Here is a 21,937-nt window from a genome sequence, read left to right as displayed (position 1 = left end):
TGCCAGATCGACGAAAGGCTCCACGGTGACCGTCCACGATCAGGATCCGTACTCACAGGCACCATTGGACAGCGACCCGGAGGAGACCGGCGAGTGGCAGCAGTCACTCGACGAGCTGGTGGACGCGAAGGGCCACGGCCGCGGGCGCGAGATCATGCTCAGCCTGCTCAAGCGCTCCAAGGAGCTGCACCTGGGTGTGCCGATGGTTCCGACCACCGACTACATCAACACCATCGCCCCCGAGAACGAGCCCAGCTTCCCCGGCGATGAAGAGCTCGAGCGCCGCTACCGCAGCTGGATCCGGTGGAACGCGGCGGTCACCGTGCACCGCGCGCAGCGCCCCGGCATCGGCGTCGGCGGTCACATCTCGACCTACGCGTCATCGGCCTCTCTGTACGAGGTGGGCTTCAACCACTTCTTCCGTGGCGCCGACGCCCCCGGCGGCGGCGACCAGATCTTCATCCAGGGCCACGCCTCCCCCGGCATCTACGCACGCTCGTTCCTCGAGGGACGCCTCAGCGAGGACCAGATGGACGGCTTCCGCCAGGAGAAGTCGCGTGCTCCGCACGCGCTGCCGTCGTACCCGCACCCGCGCCTGATGCCCGAGTACTGGCAGTTCCCGACGGTCTCGATGGGTCTCGGACCGATCAACGCCATCTACCAGGCCATGTCGAACAGGTACCTCGAGAACCGCGGCATCAAGGACACCTCGGCCTCGCACGTGTGGGCCTTCCTCGGCGACGGCGAGATGGACGAGATCGAGAGCCGCGGTCAGCTGCAGGTCGCCGCCAACGAGGGGCTCGACAACCTCACCTTCGTGATCAACTGCAACCTGCAGCGTCTCGACGGCCCTGTGCGCGGCAACGGCAAGATCATCCAGGAGCTCGAGTCGTTCTTCCGCGGTGCCGGCTGGAACGTCATCAAGGTCGTCTGGGGCCGTGAGTGGGACGACCTGCTCGCCCGCGACTCGGAGGGCGCGCTGCTGAACATCATGAACTCCACGCCCGACGGCGACTACCAGACCTACAAGGCCGAGTCCGGAGCCTACGTGCGCGAGCACTTCTTCGGCCAGGACGAGCGTGCCGCCGCCCTCGTCAAGGACTTCACCGACGACCAGATCTGGCAGCTGCGCCGCGGTGGTCATGACTACCGCAAGGTGTTCGCCGCGTACAAGGCCGCGCTGGAGCACAAGGGCCAGCCCACCGTCATCCTCGCCAAGACCGTCAAGGGCTACGGCCTCGGTCCGCACTTCGAGGGCCGCAACGCGACCCACCAGATGAAGAAGATGACGCTGGAGAACCTCAAGACCTTCCGCGACACCATGCACATCCCGATCACGGATGCGCAGCTCGAGGAGAACCCCTACCTGCCGCCGTACTACAACCCCGGTGCGCAGGACGAGACGATCCAGTACATGCTCGAGCGCCGCAAGAACCTGGGCGGCTTCCTGCCCGAGCGTCGCGCCACGCACGTGCCGATCAGCCTGCCGGGCGATGCCGCCTACGCGCTGCCGAAGAAGGGCTCGGGCACACAGGAGATCGCCACCACCATGGCGTTCGTGCGGCTCTTGAAGGATCTGCTGCGCTCGAAGGACTTCGGGCACCGCATCGTGCCGATCATCCCCGACGAGGCGCGCACCTTCGGCATCGACGCGTACTTCCCCACGGCGAAGATCTACAACCCGAACGGCCAGCACTACACCTCGGTCGACCGGGAGCTGCTGCTCGCCTACAAGGAGAGCCCGCAGGGCCAGATCATGCACGTCGGCATCAACGAGGCCGGTGCTGTCGCGGCCTTCACTGCCGCGGGCACCTCGTACGCCACGCACGGCGAGCCGCTGATCCCGATCTACATCTTCTACTCGATGTTCGGCTTCCAGCGCACGGGTGACGCGCAGTGGGCAGCGGGCGACCAGATGGCGAGGGGCTTCATCATCGGCGCCACCGCAGGGCGCACCACGCTCGCCGGCGAGGGCCTGCAGCACGCCGACGGCCACTCGCTGCTGCTGGCGTCGACGAACCCCGCGACGGTGTCGTACGACCCCGCCTACGGCTACGAGATCGCCCACATCGTCCGCTCGGGTCTCGACCGCATGTACGGCGGCGAGCACGAGGACCCGAACGTCATGTACTACATGACGGTCTACAACGAGCCGCTCGTGCAGCCGGCCGAGCCCGAGGATGTCGACGTGGACGGCATCGTCCGCGGAATCCACCGCGTCTCGGTGGGCGAGGGCGATGGCCCGCGCACCCAGCTGTTCGCATCGGGCGTCGGCGTGCCCTGGGCGCTCGAGGCGCAGCAGCTGCTGAAGCAGGACTGGGGCGTCGTCGCCGATGTCTGGTCGGTCACCTCGTGGGGCGAGCTGCGCCGCGACGGTCTGGCCGCAGACGAGCACAACTTCCTGAACCCCGACGCCGAGCCGCGCACCGCGTACCTGACGCAGAAGCTGCAGGGCGCCGAGGGTCCGGTGATCGCGGTCAGCGACTTCATGCACGCCGTGCAGGATCAGATCCGTCCGTGGGTGCCGAACCGGTACTACACGCTGGGCGCCGACGACTTCGGCTTCTCGGACACGCGCGCCGCTGCTCGCCGCTACTTCAAGATCGACGGCCCGTCGATGGTGGTGCGCGCGCTGCAGGCGCTGGCCGACGACGGCAAGATCGACCGCGCACAGGTCGGGCAGGCGATCCAGAAGTACAGCCTCTCCGACGTGAATGCGGGCACCAGCGGGAACGCGGGCGGCGAGAGCTGAGCCTGTGACCGGATCCTCGAAGCCGGCCATGGACAAGGCCGCCACGCTCGCCTGGTTGCGCAAGATCTCAGGCGATATCGCCACGGTCACCATCAAGCGGCTCGAGGACACGCTTCCCTGGTACGCCGACATGCCACCGGCCCGCCGCTCTGCGGTCGGGCTGGTGGCGCAGGCCGGCATCACCTCGTTCATCCAGTGGTACGAGGACCCGACGTCGACCCCGTGGATCGCCGCCGACATCTTCGCCGCCGCACCGCGTGAGCTGCTGCGCAGCGTCAGCCTGCAGCAGACGCTGCAGCTGATCCGGGTGACGGTCGAGGTCACCGAGGAGCGCGTCGCGGGCCGCGGTGAGGACCTGCGCGAGGCGATCCTGCTGTACTCGCGCGACGTGGCCTTCGCCTCGGCGGATGTGTACGCGCGCGCCGCCGAGGCCCGCGGACTGTGGGATGCCCGCCTGGAGGCACTCGTCGTCGACTCGATCCTCACGGGCGAGGCCGATGAGGAGCTGCCCAGCCGCATCGCCGCGCTCGGCTGGCACGGGCACGGCGAGGTCTGCGTCATCGTGGGCACGACGCCCCCGCAATTCGACGTCGACCTGGTGCGCCGCACGGCGCGTCGCCTGTCGGTCGACGTGCTGATCGGCGTGCAGGGGTCTCGTCTGGTGCTCGTGATCGGCCGGGCGCGTGTGCCCGGCAAGGAGGTCATCGAGGACGAGCTGCCGTTCAGCGAGATCGCGCAGCGTCTGGAGCCGTCGTTCGGGCCGGGATACGTCGTGCTCGGCCCGCCGGTGGCGGCGCTGGTCGATGCCGGACAGAGTGCGCGCGCGGCGCTGGCGGGATTCGCGGTGGCACGCGCATGGCGGGGCGCTCCGCGGCCGGTCGAGGCCGATGATCTGCTGCCCGAGCGGGCACTCGCGGGCGACACGCTGGCGAAGCAGACGCTGATCGAGCGGATCTTCCGTCCGCTGCAGGCGCACTCCCCCGATCTGGTGACCACGCTGTGGAGCTATCTCGACAACGGACGTTCGCTCGAGGCGACGGCCCGCGAGCTGTTCGTGCATCCGAACACGGTCCGGTATCGCCTCAAGCGCGTGACCGAGGTGATCGGCTGGGATGCCACGGGGCCGCGCGAGGCGCTGATCCTGCAGACCGCGCTGATCCTGGGCTCGATAGGCGCCGTCGATCCCGCGCGTCGGCGCCCGGCTGCCCGGCGTCGCTGACGACGCATCCCCGCCACCCCGCTGTACGCCACGCACAATCGATGCGTCGATTCTTGTGATGGTTCATCCACCGCATTGCGGGATTCGTTGGCAGACTGGACAGGTGATTGTCGTCGCCTGCCCTGGACAGGGCTCACAGACCCCTGGCTTCCTCGCACCCTGGCTCGAGCTCGACGGTGTCGCCGACGAGCTCGCCGCATACTCGGAGGCCGCCGAGGTCGATCTGATCGCGCACGGCACCGAGTCGGATGCTGACACGATCCGCGACACCCGCATCGCCCAGCCGCTGATCGTCGCGGCGTCGCTGGTCGCCGCCGGCCAGCTGACACTGCGGGCGCGTCGTCCGGACGGCGTCGCAGGCCACTCGGTCGGCGAGCTGGCCGCCCTCGTCGGCGCCGAGGTGCTTGCCGCCGTCGATGCGATGCGCCTGGTCGGCGTCCGTGGTCGTGCGATGGCGGATGCTGCCGCGCAGACGGCCACCGGCATGAGCGCCGTGCTCGGTGGCGACCCCGAGCAGGTGCTCGGCCTCCTGGCGGACCTCGAGCTCACCCCCGCGAACTACAACGTCGCCGGTCAGATCGTCGCCGCCGGAGCCCTCCCGGCCCTCGCAGCGCTCGCGGAGAGCGCGCCCCGCGGAGTGCGGGTCATGCCTCTTCAGGTCGCGGGGGCGTTCCACACCTCGTACATGGCATCGGCCGTGGACACCCTGCGCACCGCAGTGGCAGAAGTCACCCCGAGCGATGCGAGCATCCCACTGTGGTCGAACCGCGACGGCGCGACCGTCACGTCCGGGCAGGACGCCCTCGACCGCATCGTCACGCAGGTGTCCTCCCCGGTGCGCTGGGACCTCTGCATGGAATCGTTCACCACCGCCGGAATCGCGGGCTTCATCGAGGTCGCCCCCGCCGGCGCGCTCGTCGGACTGGCGAAGCGCGGACTCCGCGGCGTGCCGAACGTGGCAGTGAAGACCCCCGACGACCTCGACGCAGCCGTGGAGCTGCTGAACGGAGCAGCCGCATGAGCCAGTTGAAGCAGGCCTCGGGTCCCGCGTACACCCGCATCTACTCGGTGGGTGCGGCGCGCGGCGAGAACGCCGTGCCCAACGACGACCTCGTCGGCCCGATCGATTCCAGCGACGAGTGGATCCGCCAGCGCACGGGCATCGTCACCCGCGCGCGCGCGGTTCCCGAGACGACGGCCATCGAGCTGTCGACGGCGGCCGCCGCTGAGGCGATCGAGCGCTCCGGGGTCGCCCCCGAGGAGATCGATCTGGTCATCGTGGCCACGATCAGCAACCCGAAGCAGACGCCGTCTGTCGCGGCCATCGTCGCCGACCGGGTCGGCGCGAACCCGGCCGCCGCCTATGACATGAATGCGGCATGCGCCGGATATGCCTACGCCGTGGCGCAGGCGGATGCCCTCATCCGGGCCGGCGCTGCGCGCCATGCCGTCGTGATCGGCGCCGAGAAGCTCTCCGACGTCGTCGACCCGACCGACCGCAGCATCTCGTTCCTGCTCGGCGACGGCGCGGGCGCCGTGGTCATCGGGCCGAGCGAGACGCCCGGCATCTCCGCCACCGTCTGGGGGTCGGACGGCTCCAAGTCCGACCTGGTCGGCATGAACCACACGCTCGTCGACTTCCGCGATGGGAATGCCCCCTGGCCGACCTTGCGGCAGGAGGGCCCGCGGGTGTTCCGCTGGGCCGTCTGGGACATGGCGAAGGTCGCGCGCGAAGCGCTCGAGAAGGCCGGCATCGAGGCATCCGATCTCGCCGCCTTCATCCCCCACCAGGCGAACATGCGCATCATCGAGGAGTTCGCCAAGCAGCTGAAGCTGCCCGAGTCCACCGTCATCGCCCGCGACATCGAGACCACCGGCAACACCTCGGCGGCCTCGATCCCCCTGGCCACCCACCGGCTGCTCGAAGAGCACCCCGAGCTCAGCGGTGGTCTGGCGCTGCAGATCGGCTTCGGCGCCGGGCTCGTCTTCGGCGCGCAGGTGGTGGTGCTCCCCTGAGCGGGGGCACCGGTTCCCTAGACTGTTCACCGGTTCGAAACCACTCCGAGAAAGAGGAAACAACATGGCTCTCACCAACGACGAGGTCCTCGCGGGCCTCGCTGAACTGGTCACCGACGAGACCGGCATCGACGCATCCGAGGTCGCGATGGAGAAGTCGTTCACCGACGACCTCGACATCGACTCGATCTCGATGATGACGATCGTCGTCAACGCCGAGGAGAAGTTCGGCGTCACCATCCCCGACGACGAGGTCAAGAATCTCAAGACCGTCGCCGACGCCGTGAACTTCATCGTCGCCGGCCAGGAGTAAGAACCCGCGGATGCCACCCCCGCGGACCGCGGGGCGTGGCATCCTCCTTCCCTGAACCCACTCTCCTCACGAAGGACCATCCATGACCAAGCGCATCGTCGTCACCGGCATCGGCGCCACGTCCGCTCTGGGCGGCACGGCACCGGAGAACTGGACGAACCTGCTCGCCGGCAAGCCGGGGGCGCGCACGCTGACCCACGAGTGGATCTCGAAGTACGAGATCCCGGTGACGTTCGCCGCAGAGGCCACCGTCCGCCCCGAGGAGGTGCTGCCCCGCCACGAGGCGAAGCGGCTCGACCCCTCGACGCAGTTCGCCCTGATCGCCGCACGCGAGGCGTGGGAGGACGCCGGAGCACCCGAGGTCGCCCCGGAGCGCCTCGGTGTCGACTGGGCCACCGGAATCGGCGGCGTGTGGACGCTGCTGGATGCCTGGGACACACTGCGCGAGCGCGGTCCGCGCCGGGTCATGCCGTTGACGGTGCCGATGCTGATGCCGAACGCCGGCGCCGGCAACCTGTCGCTGCACTTCAAGGCCAAGGCGTTCGCCCGCACGGTGGTGAGCGCCTGCGCCTCCAGCACCGAGTCGATCGCCAACGCCTACGAGCACCTGCAGGACGGGCTCGCCGACGTCGTCATCGCCGGTGGCGCCGAGTCGGCGATCCACCCGATCACCATGGCATCCTTCGCCTCGGCGCAGGCCCTCTCGCGACGAAACGACGACCCGGCCGGCGCATCCCGCCCCGGTGCCATCGACCGCGACGGCTTCGTCATGGGCGAGGGCGGTGCCGCGATGGTTCTCGAGACCGAAGAGCACGCCAAGGCACGCGGGGCGAAGATCTACGCGTACCTCGTCGGCGGCGGGGTGACCGCCGACTCGTACCACATCACCGGCAACGACCCCGAGGGCGCCGGCGCAGCACGGGCCGTCGAGCAGGCGCTCGCACAGGCGGGGGCATCGCCCGATGAGGTGTCGCACATCAACGCGCACGCCACCTCCACTCCGGTCGGCGATCCCAACGAGTACGAGGCGCTCAAGCGCGTCTTCGGCGCTCGCATCGACGATATCCCGGTGTCGGCGACAAAGGCGTCGACGGGCCACCTGCTCGGTGGAACGGGCGCGCTCGAGGCGGTTTACACCGTGCTCGCTCTGCGCGACCGCGTCGCGCCGCCGACGATCAACATGACCGAGCCCGATCCCGCTGTGCCGTTCCGCCTGTCGGGAGAGCCTCAGCCCCTGGGCGACGGCGACCTGCTGGCCATCAGCAACTCGTTCGGCTTCGGCGGCCACAACGCCGTGGTGGCGTTCCGCAGCGCCTGAGTGAGAGTCGCGACGGGGGCTTCCGGATCAGATCCGGAGGCCCTCCGTCTCTGTCGATCCACCCGTCGAAGACGCCGTCGCGAGCGCACGCGACGCACGGCGGCGTGCGAAAGCCGCGAGGAACCAGCCGATGAGCGGGCCGACGCCGAACGCGAACAGCACCGTTCCGACGCCGACCGGACCGCCGAGCAGGAACCCGATGACGAGCACGCTTCCCTCGAGGGCTGTGCGCACCAGCCAGACCGGCTTGCCGGTTCGTGCGACGAGTCCCGTCATCAGTCCGTCCCGCGGTCCCGGGCCGAAGTCGGCCGAGATGTAGAGACCGGTGGCGAAGGCCAGCAGGACGAGCCCCGCGAAGAACATCGGAGCGCCGATCCACGGCGTACCGGCTGCGGGAACGAGGGCGAGCGTGACATCGGCGCTGGGGCCGACGATCACCGCGTTGAGCAGGGTTCCGAGGCCCACGCGCTGACGCAGCGGGATCCACAGCAGCAGAACGACGGCGGCGACGAGGCAGGTGACCAGCCCGAAGCCGAGTCCCGTGGTCGCCACCAGTCCGACAGCGAGCACATCCCATGGCGCGACGCCGATCCCGGCGCGCACCATCAGCGCCATGCCGGCACCGAACAGGAACAGTCCGATCAGCAGCTGCACGAAGCGCCCGAGGAAGTCCCTCGGACCCGTCGCGGAGATCGGAAGGAAGACGGATCGAAGTCGCATGCCCCCATCGTGGACGCGTCGTCGGCGGTGAAACGGAGGCCACTTCAGGGAAAGTGGTCTTATGATGTCAGTCCACTCTGCGGCATCCTGGACTCATGGCCTCACGACTCGTCGAGCAGCTCGGTGCGGAGAACGTCTCCGGAGCGAGCGCAATCGCGCTGTCCGAGCAGATCCGCGCCGTGATCCTCGACGGACGGATGACCGTCGGCGAACGGCTGCCGAGCGAGCGCGCGCTGGCGTTCGAGCTGCGCCGCTCCCGATCCACAGTGACCCGGGCCTACGATCTGCTCGAAGCCGACGGATACGTCAGTCGACTTCACGGCGGCGGCACTCGAGTCGCGCTGCCCAACGCATACGTCCCGCCCACGGCATCCGACGACGTCTCCGCGATCGACCTGTCGATCGCCTCGATGGACTCCACTCCCGGCCTGTACGACGCGACAGTGCGCTCACTGCCGCGCCTGGCCGCCCTGCGCGGCACCAGCGGATACTCGCTGCAGGGCCTGCCGGAGCTGAGGGATGCGGTCGCACAGCGCTTCATCCAGCGCAGCCTGCCCACCTCCCCCGACGAGATCATCATCACCTCCGGCGCGCTCAACGCCCTGAATCTGATCCTCACCACCATCGGCAGGCGGGGCGAGCGAGCCCTGGTGGAGCAGCCGACCTTTCCGCACGCGATGGATTCGCTGCACCTGCACGGCTACCGGATCGTGCCCACTCCCGTGGACGTCGACGGCTGGGACGCCGTCCACCTCATGGACGTGCTGCTGAAGGTCCGCCCGCATGTCGCGTATCTGATCCCGGACTTCCACAACCCCACCGGCGCCACCCTGCCCGAGCACGTGCGCGACCGGATCGCCGCGACGGCGCGCAACGCGGGAACGCACCTGATCATCGATGAGACCACCGCCGAGCTCGACATCGATCGCGGCTGGACACCGACGCCCCTGAGCGCCTTCGGCCCGCACGTCATCACGATCGGGTCGATGTCGAAGATCGCGTGGGGCGGAATGAGGCTCGGCTGGATTCGGGCGGAACGAGATCTGATCCGTCGGCTGCTCGCGGTGCGGCCGTCATTCGAACTGGGCACAGCCCTGCTGGAACAGTGCATCGCCGTCGAGCTGCTCGCCGACATGCCTGCGCTGACCTCGCACGTGCGGGCCCGGTTGCACGCCGGGCGGGAAGCCGTCTCAGCCGGGCTTGACGGGCTGCCGGGTCTGCATATGCCGCCGACTCCTGGAGGGCTCTCGGCGTGGGTCGATCTCGGTGCGCCGCTGTCCACCCGACTCGCGCTCGCCGCCAGGGATCACGGACTGATCGTGCCGCCGGGCCCTCGGTTCACGGTGGGCGGTGTCCTCGAGCGCCGGCTGCGGCTTCCGATCACGCTCACCCCCGAGCGCACCGCGGAGGCCATGTCGCGCCTGCGGAGCGCCTGGGACGATCTCAGGACCGGGGCCTCGGTTCCCGACCGTGCGCTGAAGCAGGCTGCGGTGATCTGAGTCGAGACGACTGACGGCCCCTGCTTCCCCGCAGGGGCCGTCGGTCGTTTTGCGGAGGATTCGCTTTCTCGGTCTCCGGGAGATGCTCACCGGCTTCCGTTACTCACGCCTCCCCCGCAAGTCTCATCCGGCCTGACCAACCCAACAGCGCAGCGGCTAACCAACTTTGTGGAGCCACACGACGCGGGCATCGTCGCTCGCGTGCCGGAACGGCTCGAGCTCCTCATCCCAGGCCGAGCCGAGCGCGACGTCGAGCTCGCGCTGCAGTTCGGCCGCGCTACCGGCCGCGATCTCCATGGCGTAGCGGATGCGGTCCTCGCCGATCACGATGTTGCCGGCGGAGTCGGTCTGCGCGTAGTGGATGCCGAGATCCGGCGTGTGCAGCCAGCGGCCGCCCTCGGATCCGGGCGTCGGGTCCTCGGAGACCTCGAAGCGCAGATGCTCCCAGCCGCGGATCGCAGTAGCCAGAGCGGCACCGGTGCCGACCGGGCCGTCCCAGTAGAACTCCGCGCGGCGCGTGCCCTGCTGCACGGGCTGGTCGCTCCAGTCGAAGCTGACGGCACGACCGATAGCGCGTCCTACCGCCCATTCGAGGTGCGGGCAGAGCGCGCGAGGAGCGGAGTGGATGTACACCACTCCGCGTGCGTATCCCGTCGCCATGATCTCTCCGTTTCATCAGGTACGTCTTCCCCTACGACCTGATCCGGAGCTTCGGCGAACTATGTGGTTGTACGGCGATTATCGCCCAGTTCCGCGGGAATCACAAGCGTGTGATTCCCGCGGAACTGGGCGGCTCAGCTGTGCGGTGTCACGACGGCGCGCCCGGAGAGCTTGCCGTCGTGCAGGTCGTGGTACGCCTGCAGCGCCTCGTCCATCGTGTACCGCGACACGCTCGGCGTGATCTGCCCGTTGCGGTACAGCGCCGCGACCTCGTGCAGCTCCTCGATGGTGCCCCAGTACGTGTTGGTCAGCTCGGCCTCGTACGGGTTGGAGAAGAAATCCCATTGGGTGGGACCGCCGGCGACGCCGACGACCGTGATGCGGCCCTGACGACGCACGACCTGCGGCAAATCGCACTGCTCTCATGGCGTCCTCCTCGGTGAACAGCGTCGTCGCGCGTGCACCGCGCTCCGAACGAGGCTGTACTCACTCCGAGCCTAGTGATCGACTGCACCCGGCGGGCCGGAGAATCGGCCGGGAAACAAGACGACGGCCCCGATCCGAGGATCGGGGCCGTCGCAGCGATGGTCGAGTGGGACTCAGGCCTCGCTCATGGCGAGCTTCGCCTGCTGGCCCTTCGCGGCGTAGTAGGCGGCGCGCGCGGCATCCTTGCGGGCCTGCTCGGCGTAGCCGGCCTCGAGCACGTCCTGCGGCACCTCGACCTGCTCGTGCTGGTCGGTGCCGTTGTACTTCTCGATGTAGGCGTCGAGCTCAGGACCCGACTCCCACGAGGTGATCAGGCAGTAGCGCGGCTCGGTGCCGTTGTGCGTGGTGGCGTGCCACAGACGCTGGGTGTCGACGATGAGCTGCGCACCCGCGGGAAGCGCGATGCGGTACTCGATGCTCGGGTCGGTGCGGTTCTCCCGCAGCACGAAGTAGCTGTCCTTGTCGTCGGTGAGGTTGAAGAAGCCGCGCACGACCCACCCGGTGCCGTCGGGGTTGAGGCGGTTGTTGTCATCCTGGTGCAGGTTGTACAGGCACTCGCCGTACGGGGTGGGCTGCAGCTCGATGACCCGGCAGCGACCGACGTTGGCACCCGGCTCCTTGGCGCGCGCGGTGAGCGTCGGGGCGATGGCGGTCTGCGAGTCGATCCAGACGCCGTCCTTGTCGGTGCGCGGCGGCTTGTGGTTCCAGAAGCCGTTGCATTCGATCTCACCCTTCGCCGAGGCGAGCGGCGAGAAGCGGGTGTCACCCGAGGACTTCCAGTCGACGTACTCGATGTCGAGCCATTCCTTGGGGTCCATTTCCCCGCCATAGCTGTCGAGGATGACGAAACCCTTGTCCTCAAGGGCTGCGGACTTGATGTATCCCATGATCCGAGTCATGTCCTTTCGTAGCGGGCCAGCACGTTTTAACAGGCCCTACTTAGGTAAGCCTACCTCCGCGTCCTGAACACTCCCCCGTCACCCACCGGAGAAAATCGGGCCGCGGCTAGACTCGTCCCGGCGGAACCCGTCTTCCCGCCGCACGGAGGAATCACGCAGTGATGGCAATGGCGACCAACGTCGAAGCGACCGCAACCGGCACCATCGAATGGCTCGCCGATCCGATGACGAACATCGTCGTCCCGGTGTATCAGCGTCAGTACCGCTGGGACATCGGCGGCTGCGAGAAGCTGCTCTCCGATGTGCGCGCGGTCGCCGGTGAAGACGCCGCGCATCGCCACTTCATCGGCTCGATCCTCTCCGGACAGGACGCGGATGGCGGCGATCTGATCCTGATTGACGGCCAGCAGCGCATCACGACGATCATGCTGCTCATCGCGGCGCTGCACCACGCCGTGCGCGAGAGCGACCCGGCGATGGCATCCGAGCTCGAGCGCGTGCTGGTGCGCGCCGACGACCCCACCCGCACCAAGCTCCGCCCGCACCACGCGTGGGCGGACCTGTACGAGTCGGTGGTGCTGGATCGTCGCGACGAGGCCGACCGCGAGTCGCGCTTCGACGACAACTACGCGTTCTTCCGCAGCCAGGTGCACGCCGACGAGGCGGCCTCGATCTGGCGCGGTCTGCAGAAGCTCGAGCACGTGTCGATCACCCTGGGCGCCGCGGCGAACGCCCAGCAGATCTTCGAGAGTCTGAACTCCACCGGTCAGCCGCTGCGCGATCACGAGCTGATCCACAACTACATCCTGATGGGGCTCTCGCACGCCGAGCAGCTGAGCGTCGAGGAGCAGTTCTGGCTGCCGATCGAGCGCGCCACCGGTGAGAGCATCGGCGCGTTCTGGCGCCACTACCTGGTCATGACGCTCGGACGCGAGATCGACGTCTCGGGCGAGCACGGCGTGTACGCCGCGTTCCGCGGCTCGTTCCCGCGGCTGGATGCCGACAAGCTGCGCGTCGATGCGGACGTCTGGCGCGAGTACGCCGAGATCTACGGCATCCTCCTCGACCCCGCCGGAGAGTCGGATGCCGGGATTCGGCGTCAGCTGGAGTACGCGAACACCTTCGGCCGCGCGACCTACCCTCTGGTGATGAGCGCCTACGGCGACTACCGGCGAGGCGTCGTCGGCCGAGATGAGCTGATCGAGGTGCTGGAATGGGCGCAGGCGCTGTTCCTACGCCGCGCCGTCGTCGGTCTGCCGACCGACCGCCTGATCGCCCGGCTGTGTCGGGCACGCCAGACGGGTCGCGATGAGCTGATGCGCGCGATCGCCAGGATCACCCCGTCGGACGAGCGCGTCAGTGCTGTGCTCAAGTACGTCGAGCTCCCCCATGCGGCCTACGTGCTCGGCCGCATCGAGCAGGTCGACGACACGTCGGCCTTCGACGTCGAGAACATCGTGCCGATGGTGCCCGCCACGGGCTGGAGCGGCGACGGCGTGCGTCCGTGGAAGGAGTACAGCGAGGATGAGCAGAACAGTCACCGCGCGCTCGCTCCCACCCTCGGAAACCTGACGCTGCTCGAACCCGCGTTGACCGAGCGGGTGTTCGGCGCATCCTTCCCCGTCAAGCGCGACGACGCGTACGCGCGCAGTGCGATCGACGCGACCCGGGCGATCGCCGACGTCGAGGTGTGGAACACGGCGGCGATCTCGGAGCGCGCCGCGCGACTGACGTCGGAGTTCGTCCGCATCTGGGCACGACCGGCGCTGCCGGAGATCGATGACGACGGCCTGACACCCGTACTCGACGCGGTGCGTCGCCGCGGCTGGCCCGCCGGTTGGGAACGCGAGTTCGACTACTGCGAGTACCGCGGCGAGCACTGGGAGATCAAGGACGTCAAGGCGCTGTTCAATCGCATCTTCCGTCGCGCGTGGACCGACGACCGTGCCGCTGCGCTCTCGTACAGCGCGAAGCACGGTGGACCGATCTACGACGAGATGGCCTGGAAGGGTCACTGGGACGCGCTGGATGCGTCGCACTTCCTCTACATGGGCTGGGACTCGAACTACATGATGACCGCACTTCAAGGGGTGCTGGAGGAATCCGGCATAGCCGCCGAGGTGTTCGTGAAGTACTCCTACATCGGGAACGTGATGTGATGACGATGGATCTCAGGACGACGACCCGCCAGCTGCAGGACCTCACCGTGGTCGAGCATCGCCTGACGGTGCCGCTGGTGTGGTCGGATGCCGCCGATGACCGCACGATCGAGGTCTTCGCCACGGTCGTGGCGCGCCCCGGCGGAGAGGATCTGCCCCACCTGGTGTTCCTGCAGGGCGGGCCAGGGCACGAGGCGCCGCGCGCGTTTCATGCGCCCACCTCACCTCTGTGGCTCGACGCCGCTCTCGAGCACTACCGCGTCGTCATGCTCGACCAGCGCGGCACCGGGCACTCGACGCCGGTCGGCGACGACCTGCTGGAGCGGGGAGCTGAAGCTGCGGCCGAGTATCTGACGCACCTGCGCGCCGACTCGATCGTGCGCGACGCCGAGGCGCTGCGGACGGCGCTGGGCATCGAGCGCTGGAGTCTGCTCGGTCAGTCCTTCGGTGGGTTCACGACGCTGGCCTATCTCTCGACCGACGCCGGCTCGCTGGATCGTGTGTTCATCACCGGCGGTCTCAGCACCGTCGATCGGCACCCCGATGAGGTGTACGCGCTCTGCTACGACAAGATGCAGGACGCGTCCGAGCGCTACTACCGGCGCTTCCCCGAGCACCGCGAGCGCATGCGACGTCTGGTCGACCTCGCGGCCGCGGGCGAGATCACCCTGCCCGACGGCGAGGTTGTCTCGGTCTCCCGGCTGCGCTCGATCGGGTCGGCGCTCGGCACGAACGACGGGTGGCAGACCCTGTGGTCGCTGCTCGAGCTCGATCCGGCGTCGAACGCCTTCCGCTACGACCTCGCGGCCGCCATGCCCTACGGCGGCCGCAATCCGCTGTACTTCGTGTTCCATGAATCCAGCTACGCCTCTGGCCACGCGACCCGCTGGTCCGCTGAGCGCATGACGCCGAAGGCGTTCGCCGACGACCCCACGCTGTTCACCGGCGAGCACATCCACAGCTCATGGACCGAGACGGTGCCGGCCTTCCGGCCCTGGCGCGAGGTCGCGATGCTGCTCGCCGAGCACGAGTGGCCGAAGATCTATGACTCCGAGGCGATCACTGCGTCGGGTATCACGGGCGCCGCCGCCGTCTATGTCAACGACGTATACGTGCCGTACGAGTTCTCGATGGAGACAGCGCGGCTGCTGCCCGGCGTGCTGCCCTGGGTCACCAGCGAGCACGAGCACAACGGGCTGCGTGCCGGCCCCGTGCTGGAGCGCCTGATCGACGTCGCCGACGGTCGCGCGGTGCGCTGAACGATCATTCTCCTGGTTCGTCGCGCTCGCCGTCGTCGTCGGGCACCTCGATCGCCTGCTCGGCGACATCCGCCGGGTCTGCCTCGACCCCGTCCGCCATCGGCTCGGTGGTGCTGCGCTCCGGATCCTGAGGTTCCGCGACCAGTTCGCGCTCCTGCTCCAGAGCATCGGCCTCTGGCACCTCCACCGTGCGATCGTGCTGTGGGCTGCTCATCAGTTCCTCCTCGTACGTGGGATCCGGTACCTCGAGACTGCCCGATGACGGCGCCCCGGTGAAAGGGGGTTGCCGATGCGGGCGCGTCCTGTCAGCGACGCGAGCGCCGCACCCGACGCGCCCTGCGCTCGTCGGCCGCATCGTTCGCGGCGGCCCGCTCCATGCGCTCGGTGTCGCGCAGCTCCACCTGCAGGTCGCGCTCCGCCGGGATACCCTTGCGCAGCTCGCGGACCCGCTCGAGCTCGGCGTCGAACAGCGCGCCGATCAGCAGCGCCATGTTGCCGATCCACAGCCACAGCAGAAAGATCATGATCCCGGCGAACGACCCGTAGATGCGGTCGTAGTCCGCGAGATCGCTCACGTAGAAGCCGAAGCCGGCGGATGCTGCGGCGAAGATGCCCACGGCGACGACGGCGCCCACACTGACGAGACGGAAGTGCGGATGTGCGATGTTGGGAGCGAAGTAGTACAGGATGGCGACCACCAGGATCACCAGCAGCACGAGCACCGGCCAGCGGGCGATGCGCCAGATCTGCAGCGTGAGGTCACCGGCTCCGATCGCACGGCCGAGCGACTGCGCGAGTGGCCAGCTGAGGGCCGCCACGATCGACGCGATCGACGCGAGTGCGAAGACGGCCAGCGTGACCAGCAGGTGCACAGGCTTCGCTTTCCACAGCATGCGCCCCTCGGCTACACCGTAGATGCGGTTGATCGCGCGGCCGAGTGCGGTGACGTAACGCGCGACCGACCACAGTGCGACGGCCAGCGAGGCGATCAGCACCCAGCCTGATCCGGCGAGGGATGCGACCTGCTCGATCGGATCGGTGATGCCGTCGAGCACGTCGGGCGCGACCACCTCCTTCGCGACGTCGAGCACAGCGCGCACGCCGTCGCGCTTGTCGCCGATCAGGCCGATCAATGAGAAGGCGGCGATGAGGGTGGGGATGATGCTCAGCACCGCGTAGAAGGTCTGCCCCGCGGCGGCATCCGGCGCTGAGACGCGGAAGAACCCGCGGGCGACCCGACGCACGATCAGCACGGTCGCCTCGCGGCGTCCGGCTCCGCCTGGCGGTCGTGCTGTCTCACCGGCGCTGTTCGTCCCCATGCTCTTAGTGTGACGCGTCGGTGCACGTTCCGGCGCAGCCTTGCCTTCGTCGAGACCGGGATGCTACGGAGGATGTGGTGGGGCGGGCGGGACTTGAACCCGCGATCGTTGGGTTATGAGCCCCTTCCAAAGCCACGTCACGGCGCCCCTCCCCCGGAATTACGCGGCAGGATCGACGCTAATCGGCACGATTGACGGCCCATGACGGTGCAAATGTGGGCAAAATGTGGGCACGCACGCAGCAGGTGACGACGCTAAGTTGAGGTACATGATCCTGATCCTCATCCTCATACTCCTCATCGCCTCACTGGTCGTGAACGTTCTCGGCATCGTCTACACGAGTCGAGACGGCGTGGGAGTAGACCGAGGGGGCAGGCCGTATTTCCAGATCCCTGATAACACGTGGCAACGCATACGTGGAGTGACGTGCCTAGGACTTGGACTAGTGCTGAATACTGCGGCGGGGGTCGTGAGCGTCCTTTCGAGTGTTGCGGCCCCTGGCGCGTAGTCAAAGCGTCGGCGACTCGGCGTACCGTGACGACATGCCATCCCACCCGCTCGACCCGCTCACGATGCTGTCCGTGGAGCTCGCGGCGACGATGAGCCGGCACCGGTATACCCAAGACCCTGGTCCGGTGATCGCCGAGCTGCAGCAGCTTGCAGGCCCGCACACCGACCTGCTCGCGGCCGAGGCGGGAAGGTGGGCAGGGTTCAACGAGACCGACCCGCACACCGCCGGCCTTGTCGCCGCGCTGATGGAGATCGGCGCACCGGATGCTGTCGAGGTCGGCCGGCACCGGTTCCGGGCCCCGTCGCATTCGACGCTGTCAGGCGCACGGTAACCCCTGGCATAAGAGGGTGAGCGCAGCTGACTCGGAAAGCCGTGAAGACCCCCACCTCCGGAGGAGAGTGGGGGTCTTCTGATGGTGTTACTCAGCTAGACGATCAGGTCGAGGTCGAGTGTGCCCGGTCCACCGTCGGTGAAGTGCCACAGCCCGGCCCCGCGCACGGCTGAGTCCGCTTCGGCGTAGACGTCGACGGTTCCGCCCTGGTAGGCGTTGCCGCCGAACACCCAGGATTCGACCCCCTGCCCTGCGGAGATCAGCGACCCGCGTGTCTCGTTCAGGCCGGTCTGGGAGTCGCGGACGGTGATACCCGCGTTGATCGACTGTGTGTCTGTGTGCACGTCGCAGACGACACCGCCCATCGTGTCCTGATAGGTGCCGCCAACTCGGATGATCTTGGCCCCGGTGTGGCCTGTCGAGGCGTTGCAGGACAGGTCGGTGGACTGGCCGAGGCCGTTGTGCCCCATGTCACAGTCCAGCTCGATGACGCGCGGCGACTCCATTTCGACGAACGCGATGTTCGATCGGGCGTAGTTCGCGCCATCCTTGTTCGAAAACTTCACCGCGCACTCCTGAAGGAACACATCACGCGCCCCGGCAGCCACAAGGTTGTCGCTGCGACCACTCGTGGGTCCCGTGGCATGGAACATGCCGACCCGGTGGGCGTAGAAATCCACGGTCCCACCGTCACGTCGATCCAGCGTCATATTTCGGTTGCCGCCGTAAAAGTCCACGCCCTCCACGTATACGGACACCGCTGACGACACCGAAGCGATCGTGAACCCTGACGTGTTGAGCAGCGCCAGCACCGTCTGCTCGTGCCTGCAAGCCGACCTCGGTCATGCACCCAACCGTGCTCCGCTGCGATCCGGTTGAGCACCGCGGGTTCAATACGCAACATCTCGCTCCTTGTCTGGTTCCCGATACATCCGTGCAGGGCTCACCATACATCCAGCGTCTGTTGCGCGCAACATCTTCCGCGTTGCCTTTTCGTTGCGTGCACGCAACACTAGTTCTCATGACCACGAATGACGCTGAGCGCTGGGGGCTGTGGCTCAGCCAGCAACTCAAGCAGCGAGACTGGCGACAAGCAGACCTGGTGCGCGAGTCGCAAGGGTTGATCAAGCGGGACCGGGTCAGCAAGTGGGTCAATGGCATTGAGCGACCGACCTACCGTTTGACGGTGGTCGTCGCGAACTCCTTGTCACTCCCACCTGAAGAGGTCCTCGAAGCGGCCGGCTACTCAACGCCGACCGATGAGACCGACGATGACTCCGACGAATCCGCGCTCTACGCTCGCCATCTCGCCGCTCAAGACACAGCAACCACACTGCCGATCGATGAACTTTCGCTTCGCAACATTCCATCCCAGGCGCTCTTGTCGGAGCTCGCCCGCCGACTGGCTGAGCGCGAGAGCAGCGGACAGGAGCAGTCCGCCTGATGGCTGGCACGATCACGGCGTACGAGACCGCCGCAGGGAAGCGGTACCGGGTCCGGTATCGCAAGCCTGACAAGGCCCAGACCGATAAGCGCGGGTTCAAGACGAAGAAGGAAGCGCAGCTGTTCCTGGCGTCGGTGACCGTCAGCAAGGCGACCGGCGAGTACATCGACCCCGCACTGGGTCGCACGACCGTCCTCGATCTTTCCGCCGGATGGCTCGCCGGCAAGAAGACGTCGCTCAAGCCATCGACGTACAGTGCGATCGACTCGAGCTGGGGCAAGCACGTCAAACCGGTGTGGGGCTTGAGGCCGGTTGCCGAGATCCAGCCGGCCGAGATTCAGGAGTGGGTCACAGGACTCGCAGAGTCCCGATCCGCGACAACGGTGAAGCGTGCGCTCGGCATCCTCTCAGGGATCCTCGACGTCGCCGTCGACAACCGGCGCCTGCCACGCAACCCTGCCGCGAAGACGAAGACACCACGGAAGACACCGAAGCCCCGGGTCTACCTCACCCACGAGCAGCTGCACGCCCTCGCAGCCGCCAGCACCCACCCCGAGCTCGTACTCTTCCTCGGATACACCGGCCTCCGGTGGGGCGAAGCCACCGGCCTGAAGGTAAAGCACGTCGACCTGTTCCGCCGGCGAGCCACCATCGCCGAGAATGCCGTGTTCGTCCGGACCGAGTTCCACATCGGCACGCCGAAGACGCACGAGGCGCGCTCGGTACCGTTCCCGAAGTTTCTGCGGCCGGCGATGCTCGCTGCGACCAAAGGCAAGGGACCGGATCAGATTCTCTTCGGCGACGGCAAGAACTACCTGCGAGCGCCGAAGACCGCGACCGGATGGTTCCGGTCAGCCATCATGAGGATCCGCTCTGCAGAAGCGGATGCGGCGGCTGAGGCGAGAGCCCGAGGTGAGCAGCACCCCGGGGTGACGTTCCCGATGCTGACCCCTCACGATTTGCGCCACACTGCCGCGTCGCTCGCGATCAGCTCGGGCGCGAACGTCAAGGCCGTACAGCGGATGCTCGGGCATGCGTCCGCAGCGATGACGCTCGACACCTACGCCGACCTCTTCGACGATGATCTCGACGACGTCGCGAAGCGCCTGCACAAGCGCGCTGTCGCTGCCGACGTCGCGAAGGTCTGGGCCACCGCCTGACACGACGAAGGAAGTCCCGCACCCCAGCGTGATTTGTGGGGTGCGGGACTTCTCTCGGTCGCTACAGTGGCGCGACGATCCATCAGCTCGCTGAAACGAGCGAGCCTTGCATCTGCTTGTGGTTGCTGGAGCCGTCTGAGGAGAACTGGATCAGGAACCCGCCGATCGTCGGCTGGATCGTGCGGAGGATGTCGATGTCGTCACTGTGGACGTGGAACTCGTCCACGAGACGTTGGAACGGGATCTTGGTTTCGAGTCCGAGGATCTCGATGCCAACAACGACACGCATGTCATCGACGTCGACGATGATCCCTCCGCCCAATTCATGCGAGTGGGCGATGCTGCGATTCGTCATCGAGATGTACGCGGCATCAGCATCGTTATCGATCGTCACCTCGAATGGTGCTTTGCGGTTCGTCATGTCTCATCCCTCCATACGACTGTCGTGATCGCGAGTGGCTCAGTCGGCGGCATCACACCTGACACGTAGATCGCAAGCTTCCGGCTCCCTACATTCCCGAGGATACACACCGAACCTGGCTCCGCGGGATATTGCATGATGATATCCATGAGTGCCGACACTATGTCGTCGTCGGTTATTCCACGTTGCGCCATCCGCTGGCGGGCGTGGAACTTCAGCTTGTACCTCACTGCGCTTCAGCCAGCTCAATCTCGAACGCAAGACGTCGCGCGTGCTCGCCGTTCAGATAGATATCGAAGGTACACAGTCCATTGGTTGCGACCGGCATCTGCAATGTAGCCGCGAACAGTAGCCCGACCTTACCCCGGTAAGGGCGAACGTCAGGAGTCTGCTCGAGCACACTCTCGAAGTTGACTCGGACGGAGTCACCGGGCGAGAGGACCTCTATGCGCACCGAGACCGGATCCTCACCCTCGTCGACGCGGACTCGCCCGACGATCGAGGTCAACCACAGAATCGGGAACGCCGGCACCGTGGCATGGGTGTAGCTCGCTCCAAGCGCTGAGATCTTCCCGCCCTCAATCTGTGCGTAGTCAGCCAGGTATGCGTAGTCCAGTTCGGCCATGACCAGAGCTTATGGCACAGCGATCGGCCCCTCACCCGTCACGAGTGCGGGGTGAGGGGCCTCTCGTCGGATTCAGATGTGGGCAAAACGTGGGCAGGTGGCGGTTATCCAAAGGTCGGGATGGGCCGCGTGGCCAGTGTTTTCTAGGTGGGGCGGGCGGGACTTGAACCCGCGATCGTTGGGTTATGAGCCCACTGCCTTCACCAGCTTGGCCACCGCCCCGAGAACATCCAGCCTAGCGGTGCCGGCGGTCAGTCCTGTGCGATCGCACCCGCGTGGGTCGCGCTGTGCGCCAGATAGATCTCCGCGTTGCGGCGCAGACCGTCGCGCTCCTCCTCGGTCAGCGGGCGGCGCACCTTCGCGGGCACGCCCGCCACCAGCGAGCCGTCCGGCACCTCGGTGCCGCCGAGCACGACGGCTCCCCCGGCGATCAGGCATCCGCTGCCGATCACGGCACCGCTGAGCACCACTGCGCCCATGCCGACCAGCGAGTCGTCACCGATCGTGCAGCCGTGCACGACCGCGTTGTGCCCGACCGACACGTTCTGGCCGATGATGACGGGATGCCCGCTGTCGACGTGCACCGAGACGTTGTCCTGCAGATTGCTGCCCTCGCCCACGATGATGGCGTCCGAGTCGGCCCTCAACACGGCGTTGTACCAGGCACTCGCTTTCGCACCGAGTGTGACGTCGCCGATGATGCGCGCGCCGTCGGCGACGAACGCGTCCGAGGCGATCGTGGGCGTCTTGCCGGGGAGGGAGAGGATGGATGCTGTCGCGGCGATGCTCATGTAGGTGAGACTACCCTCAGAACCGCGGAATTCCG

At 67.4% G+C, this 21,937-nt stretch carries 23 protein-coding genes and 1 tRNA gene; 12 read left to right on the top strand and 12 right to left on the bottom strand.

Annotated elements, in window-relative coordinates; all coding sequences use genetic code 11:
• Positions 1-25 precede the first annotated feature (25 nt).
• The 6 genes from aceE (at position 26) to WDU99_RS01655 (ending at position 7,618) form a co-directional block, all read left to right on the top strand.
• Positions 26-2,752 carry a pyruvate dehydrogenase (acetyl-transferring), homodimeric type gene (gene aceE / locus WDU99_RS01680; protein ID WP_337330695.1) on the top strand — a complete coding sequence of 909 codons (2,727 nt, stop codon included), beginning with the start codon at positions 26-28 and terminating at the stop codon, positions 2,750-2,752.
• A 28-nt stretch (positions 2,753-2,780) separates the two neighbouring features.
• The gene (locus WDU99_RS01675; protein ID WP_337330763.1) at positions 2,781-3,971 is read left to right on the top strand and encodes a PucR family transcriptional regulator; all 1,191 of its coding nucleotides are present in this window, start codon (positions 2,781-2,783) and stop codon (positions 3,969-3,971) included.
• Positions 3,972-4,074: 103 nt separating this feature from the next.
• A complete protein-coding gene (locus WDU99_RS01670) occupies positions 4,075-4,992 on the top strand; it encodes an ACP S-malonyltransferase (RefSeq protein WP_337330694.1) in 918 nt (305 codons plus the stop codon).
• Positions 4,989-5,987, top strand: a complete 999-nt coding sequence (locus tag WDU99_RS01665) for a beta-ketoacyl-ACP synthase III (RefSeq protein WP_337330693.1) — start codon at positions 4,989-4,991, stop codon at positions 5,985-5,987. The genes WDU99_RS01670 and WDU99_RS01665 overlap by 4 nt, the downstream gene beginning before the upstream one ends.
• Before the next feature lie 64 nt (positions 5,988-6,051).
• The gene (locus tag WDU99_RS01660; RefSeq protein ID WP_087130211.1) at positions 6,052-6,300 is read left to right on the top strand and encodes an acyl carrier protein; all 249 of its coding nucleotides are present in this window, start codon (positions 6,052-6,054) and stop codon (positions 6,298-6,300) included.
• An 82-nt stretch (positions 6,301-6,382) separates the two neighbouring features.
• Entirely contained in the window at positions 6,383-7,618 is a 1,236-nt protein-coding gene (locus tag WDU99_RS01655; RefSeq protein WP_337330692.1) for a beta-ketoacyl-[acyl-carrier-protein] synthase family protein, read from the top strand.
• A 27-nt stretch (positions 7,619-7,645) separates the two neighbouring features.
• Here WDU99_RS01655 and yczE read toward each other — a convergent pair whose 3' ends face one another.
• Complete coding sequence (yczE, locus tag WDU99_RS01650; protein ID WP_337330691.1) at positions 7,646-8,338, bottom strand: membrane protein YczE; 693 nt, start codon at positions 8,336-8,338, stop codon at positions 7,646-7,648.
• Positions 8,339-8,433: 95 nt separating this feature from the next.
• On the opposite strand from yczE, the gene yczR reads away from it, so the two are divergent.
• Complete coding sequence (gene yczR / locus WDU99_RS01645) at positions 8,434-9,837, top strand: MocR-like transcription factor YczR (protein ID WP_337330690.1); 1,404 nt, start codon at positions 8,434-8,436, stop codon at positions 9,835-9,837.
• Positions 9,838-9,993: 156 nt separating this feature from the next.
• On the opposite strand, the gene WDU99_RS01640 is transcribed toward yczR, so the two are convergent.
• The 3 genes from WDU99_RS01640 to WDU99_RS01630 form a co-directional block, all read right to left on the bottom strand.
• Positions 9,994-10,497: a DUF3145 domain-containing protein gene (locus tag WDU99_RS01640; RefSeq protein WP_337330689.1), complete on the bottom strand. Its 504-nt coding sequence runs from the start codon at positions 10,495-10,497 to the stop codon at positions 9,994-9,996.
• A 134-nt stretch (positions 10,498-10,631) separates the two neighbouring features.
• Positions 10,632-10,907 carry a zinc-binding dehydrogenase gene (locus tag WDU99_RS01635; RefSeq protein ID WP_337330688.1) on the bottom strand — a complete coding sequence of 92 codons (276 nt, stop codon included), beginning with the start codon at positions 10,905-10,907 and terminating at the stop codon, positions 10,632-10,634.
• Positions 10,908-11,096: 189 nt separating this feature from the next.
• A complete protein-coding gene (locus WDU99_RS01630; protein WP_337330762.1) occupies positions 11,097-11,870 on the bottom strand; it encodes a hypothetical protein in 774 nt (257 codons plus the stop codon).
• A 173-nt stretch (positions 11,871-12,043) separates the two neighbouring features.
• On the opposite strand from WDU99_RS01630, the gene WDU99_RS01625 reads away from it, so the two are divergent.
• Both WDU99_RS01625 and WDU99_RS01620 read left to right on the top strand, forming a co-directional pair.
• Positions 12,044-14,041, top strand: coding sequence for a DUF262 domain-containing protein (locus tag WDU99_RS01625; RefSeq protein WP_337330687.1), 1,998 nt, complete (start codon positions 12,044-12,046; stop codon positions 14,039-14,041).
• Positions 14,041-15,300 (top strand): alpha/beta fold hydrolase, encoded by a 1,260-nt coding sequence (locus WDU99_RS01620; protein WP_337330686.1) that lies wholly within the window; start codon positions 14,041-14,043, stop codon positions 15,298-15,300. The genes WDU99_RS01625 and WDU99_RS01620 overlap by 1 nt, the downstream gene beginning before the upstream one ends.
• A gap of 4 nt (positions 15,301-15,304) precedes the next feature.
• Here the strand turns inward: WDU99_RS01620 and WDU99_RS01615 are convergent, their stop codons facing one another.
• Positions 15,305-15,514 (bottom strand): hypothetical protein, encoded by a 210-nt coding sequence (locus tag WDU99_RS01615; RefSeq protein WP_337330685.1) that lies wholly within the window; start codon positions 15,512-15,514, stop codon positions 15,305-15,307.
• A 91-nt stretch (positions 15,515-15,605) separates the two neighbouring features.
• Entirely contained in the window at positions 15,606-16,619 is a 1,014-nt protein-coding gene (locus WDU99_RS01610) for a YihY/virulence factor BrkB family protein (protein ID WP_337330684.1), read from the bottom strand.
• A gap of 542 nt (positions 16,620-17,161) precedes the next feature.
• Between WDU99_RS01610 and WDU99_RS01605 the strand changes: the two genes are divergently transcribed.
• Positions 17,162-17,461: a hypothetical protein gene (locus WDU99_RS01605; RefSeq protein ID WP_337330683.1), complete on the top strand. Its 300-nt coding sequence runs from the start codon at positions 17,162-17,164 to the stop codon at positions 17,459-17,461.
• 95 nt (positions 17,462-17,556) lie between these two features.
• Here WDU99_RS01605 and WDU99_RS01600 read toward each other — a convergent pair whose 3' ends face one another.
• Entirely contained in the window at positions 17,557-18,273 is a 717-nt protein-coding gene (locus tag WDU99_RS01600) for a hypothetical protein (protein ID WP_337330682.1), read from the bottom strand.
• Between the two features lie 209 nt (positions 18,274-18,482).
• On the opposite strand from WDU99_RS01600, the gene WDU99_RS01595 reads away from it, so the two are divergent.
• Positions 18,483-18,905, top strand: coding sequence for a hypothetical protein (locus WDU99_RS01595; protein ID WP_337330681.1), 423 nt, complete (start codon positions 18,483-18,485; stop codon positions 18,903-18,905).
• Positions 18,905-20,065: a tyrosine-type recombinase/integrase gene (locus tag WDU99_RS01590; protein WP_337330680.1), complete on the top strand. Its 1,161-nt coding sequence runs from the start codon at positions 18,905-18,907 to the stop codon at positions 20,063-20,065. Before WDU99_RS01595 ends, WDU99_RS01590 begins: the two co-directional genes overlap by 1 nt.
• An 82-nt stretch (positions 20,066-20,147) precedes the next feature.
• Here the strand turns inward: WDU99_RS01590 and WDU99_RS01585 are convergent, their stop codons facing one another.
• From WDU99_RS01585 to WDU99_RS01570, 5 genes are all read right to left on the bottom strand, one after another.
• On the bottom strand, positions 20,148-20,486 hold the full coding sequence (locus WDU99_RS01585; protein WP_337330679.1) for a DUF2283 domain-containing protein: 339 nt from the start codon (positions 20,484-20,486) through the stop codon (positions 20,148-20,150).
• On the bottom strand, positions 20,483-20,716 hold the full coding sequence (locus WDU99_RS17250) for a DUF4258 domain-containing protein (RefSeq protein WP_420063966.1): 234 nt from the start codon (positions 20,714-20,716) through the stop codon (positions 20,483-20,485). Before WDU99_RS17250 ends, WDU99_RS01585 begins: the two co-directional genes overlap by 4 nt.
• Complete coding sequence (locus tag WDU99_RS01580) at positions 20,713-21,111, bottom strand: DUF6941 family protein (protein WP_337330678.1); 399 nt, start codon at positions 21,109-21,111, stop codon at positions 20,713-20,715. The genes WDU99_RS17250 and WDU99_RS01580 overlap by 4 nt, the downstream gene beginning before the upstream one ends.
• 148 nt (positions 21,112-21,259) lie before the next feature.
• Positions 21,260-21,333: transfer RNA gene (locus tag WDU99_RS01575), tRNA-Ile, on the bottom strand.
• 29 nt (positions 21,334-21,362) lie between these two features.
• Complete coding sequence (locus tag WDU99_RS01570) at positions 21,363-21,902, bottom strand: gamma carbonic anhydrase family protein (RefSeq protein ID WP_337330677.1); 540 nt, start codon at positions 21,900-21,902, stop codon at positions 21,363-21,365.
• Positions 21,903-21,937: the final 35 nt, after the last annotated feature.

Origin of the sequence: Microbacterium bandirmense (assembly GCF_037204185.1) — a bacterium.
GTDB lineage: Bacteria > Actinomycetota > Actinomycetes > Actinomycetales > Microbacteriaceae > Microbacterium > Microbacterium bandirmense.
This window is presented reverse-complemented; position numbering and strand designations above follow the sequence as displayed.

Excerpts from the sequence above, each read along its gene's own strand:
- WDU99_RS01675 (WP_337330763.1), top strand. The coding sequence starts at position 2,781 with ATGGACAAGGCCGCCACGCTCGCCTGGTTGCGCAAGATCTCAGGCGAT.
- WDU99_RS01665 (WP_337330693.1), top strand. The coding sequence starts at position 4,989 with ATGAGCCAGTTGAAGCAGGCCTCGGGTCCCGCGTACACCCGCATCTAC.
- WDU99_RS01660 (WP_087130211.1), top strand. The coding sequence starts at position 6,052 with ATGGCTCTCACCAACGACGAGGTCCTCGCGGGCCTCGCTGAACTGGTC.
- WDU99_RS01655 (WP_337330692.1), top strand. The coding sequence starts at position 6,383 with ATGACCAAGCGCATCGTCGTCACCGGCATCGGCGCCACGTCCGCTCTG.
- yczE (WP_337330691.1), bottom strand. The coding sequence starts at position 8,338 with ATGCGACTTCGATCCGTCTTCCTTCCGATCTCCGCGACGGGTCCGAGG.
- yczR (WP_337330690.1), top strand. The coding sequence starts at position 8,434 with ATGGCCTCACGACTCGTCGAGCAGCTCGGTGCGGAGAACGTCTCCGGA.
- WDU99_RS01640 (WP_337330689.1), bottom strand. The coding sequence starts at position 10,497 with ATGGCGACGGGATACGCACGCGGAGTGGTGTACATCCACTCCGCTCCT.
- WDU99_RS01630 (WP_337330762.1), bottom strand. The coding sequence starts at position 11,870 with ATGGGATACATCAAGTCCGCAGCCCTTGAGGACAAGGGTTTCGTCATC.
- WDU99_RS01625 (WP_337330687.1), top strand. The coding sequence starts at position 12,044 with ATGGCAATGGCGACCAACGTCGAAGCGACCGCAACCGGCACCATCGAA.
- WDU99_RS01620 (WP_337330686.1), top strand. The coding sequence starts at position 14,041 with ATGACGATGGATCTCAGGACGACGACCCGCCAGCTGCAGGACCTCACC.
- WDU99_RS01615 (WP_337330685.1), bottom strand. The coding sequence starts at position 15,514 with ATGAGCAGCCCACAGCACGATCGCACGGTGGAGGTGCCAGAGGCCGAT.
- WDU99_RS01610 (WP_337330684.1), bottom strand. The coding sequence starts at position 16,619 with ATGGGGACGAACAGCGCCGGTGAGACAGCACGACCGCCAGGCGGAGCC.
- WDU99_RS01605 (WP_337330683.1), top strand. The coding sequence starts at position 17,162 with ATGCCATCCCACCCGCTCGACCCGCTCACGATGCTGTCCGTGGAGCTC.
- WDU99_RS01595 (WP_337330681.1), top strand. The coding sequence starts at position 18,483 with ATGACCACGAATGACGCTGAGCGCTGGGGGCTGTGGCTCAGCCAGCAA.
- WDU99_RS01590 (WP_337330680.1), top strand. The coding sequence starts at position 18,905 with ATGGCTGGCACGATCACGGCGTACGAGACCGCCGCAGGGAAGCGGTAC.
- WDU99_RS01585 (WP_337330679.1), bottom strand. The coding sequence starts at position 20,486 with ATGACGAACCGCAAAGCACCATTCGAGGTGACGATCGATAACGATGCT.
- WDU99_RS01580 (WP_337330678.1), bottom strand. The coding sequence starts at position 21,111 with ATGGCCGAACTGGACTACGCATACCTGGCTGACTACGCACAGATTGAG.
- WDU99_RS01570 (WP_337330677.1), bottom strand. The coding sequence starts at position 21,902 with ATGAGCATCGCCGCGACAGCATCCATCCTCTCCCTCCCCGGCAAGACG.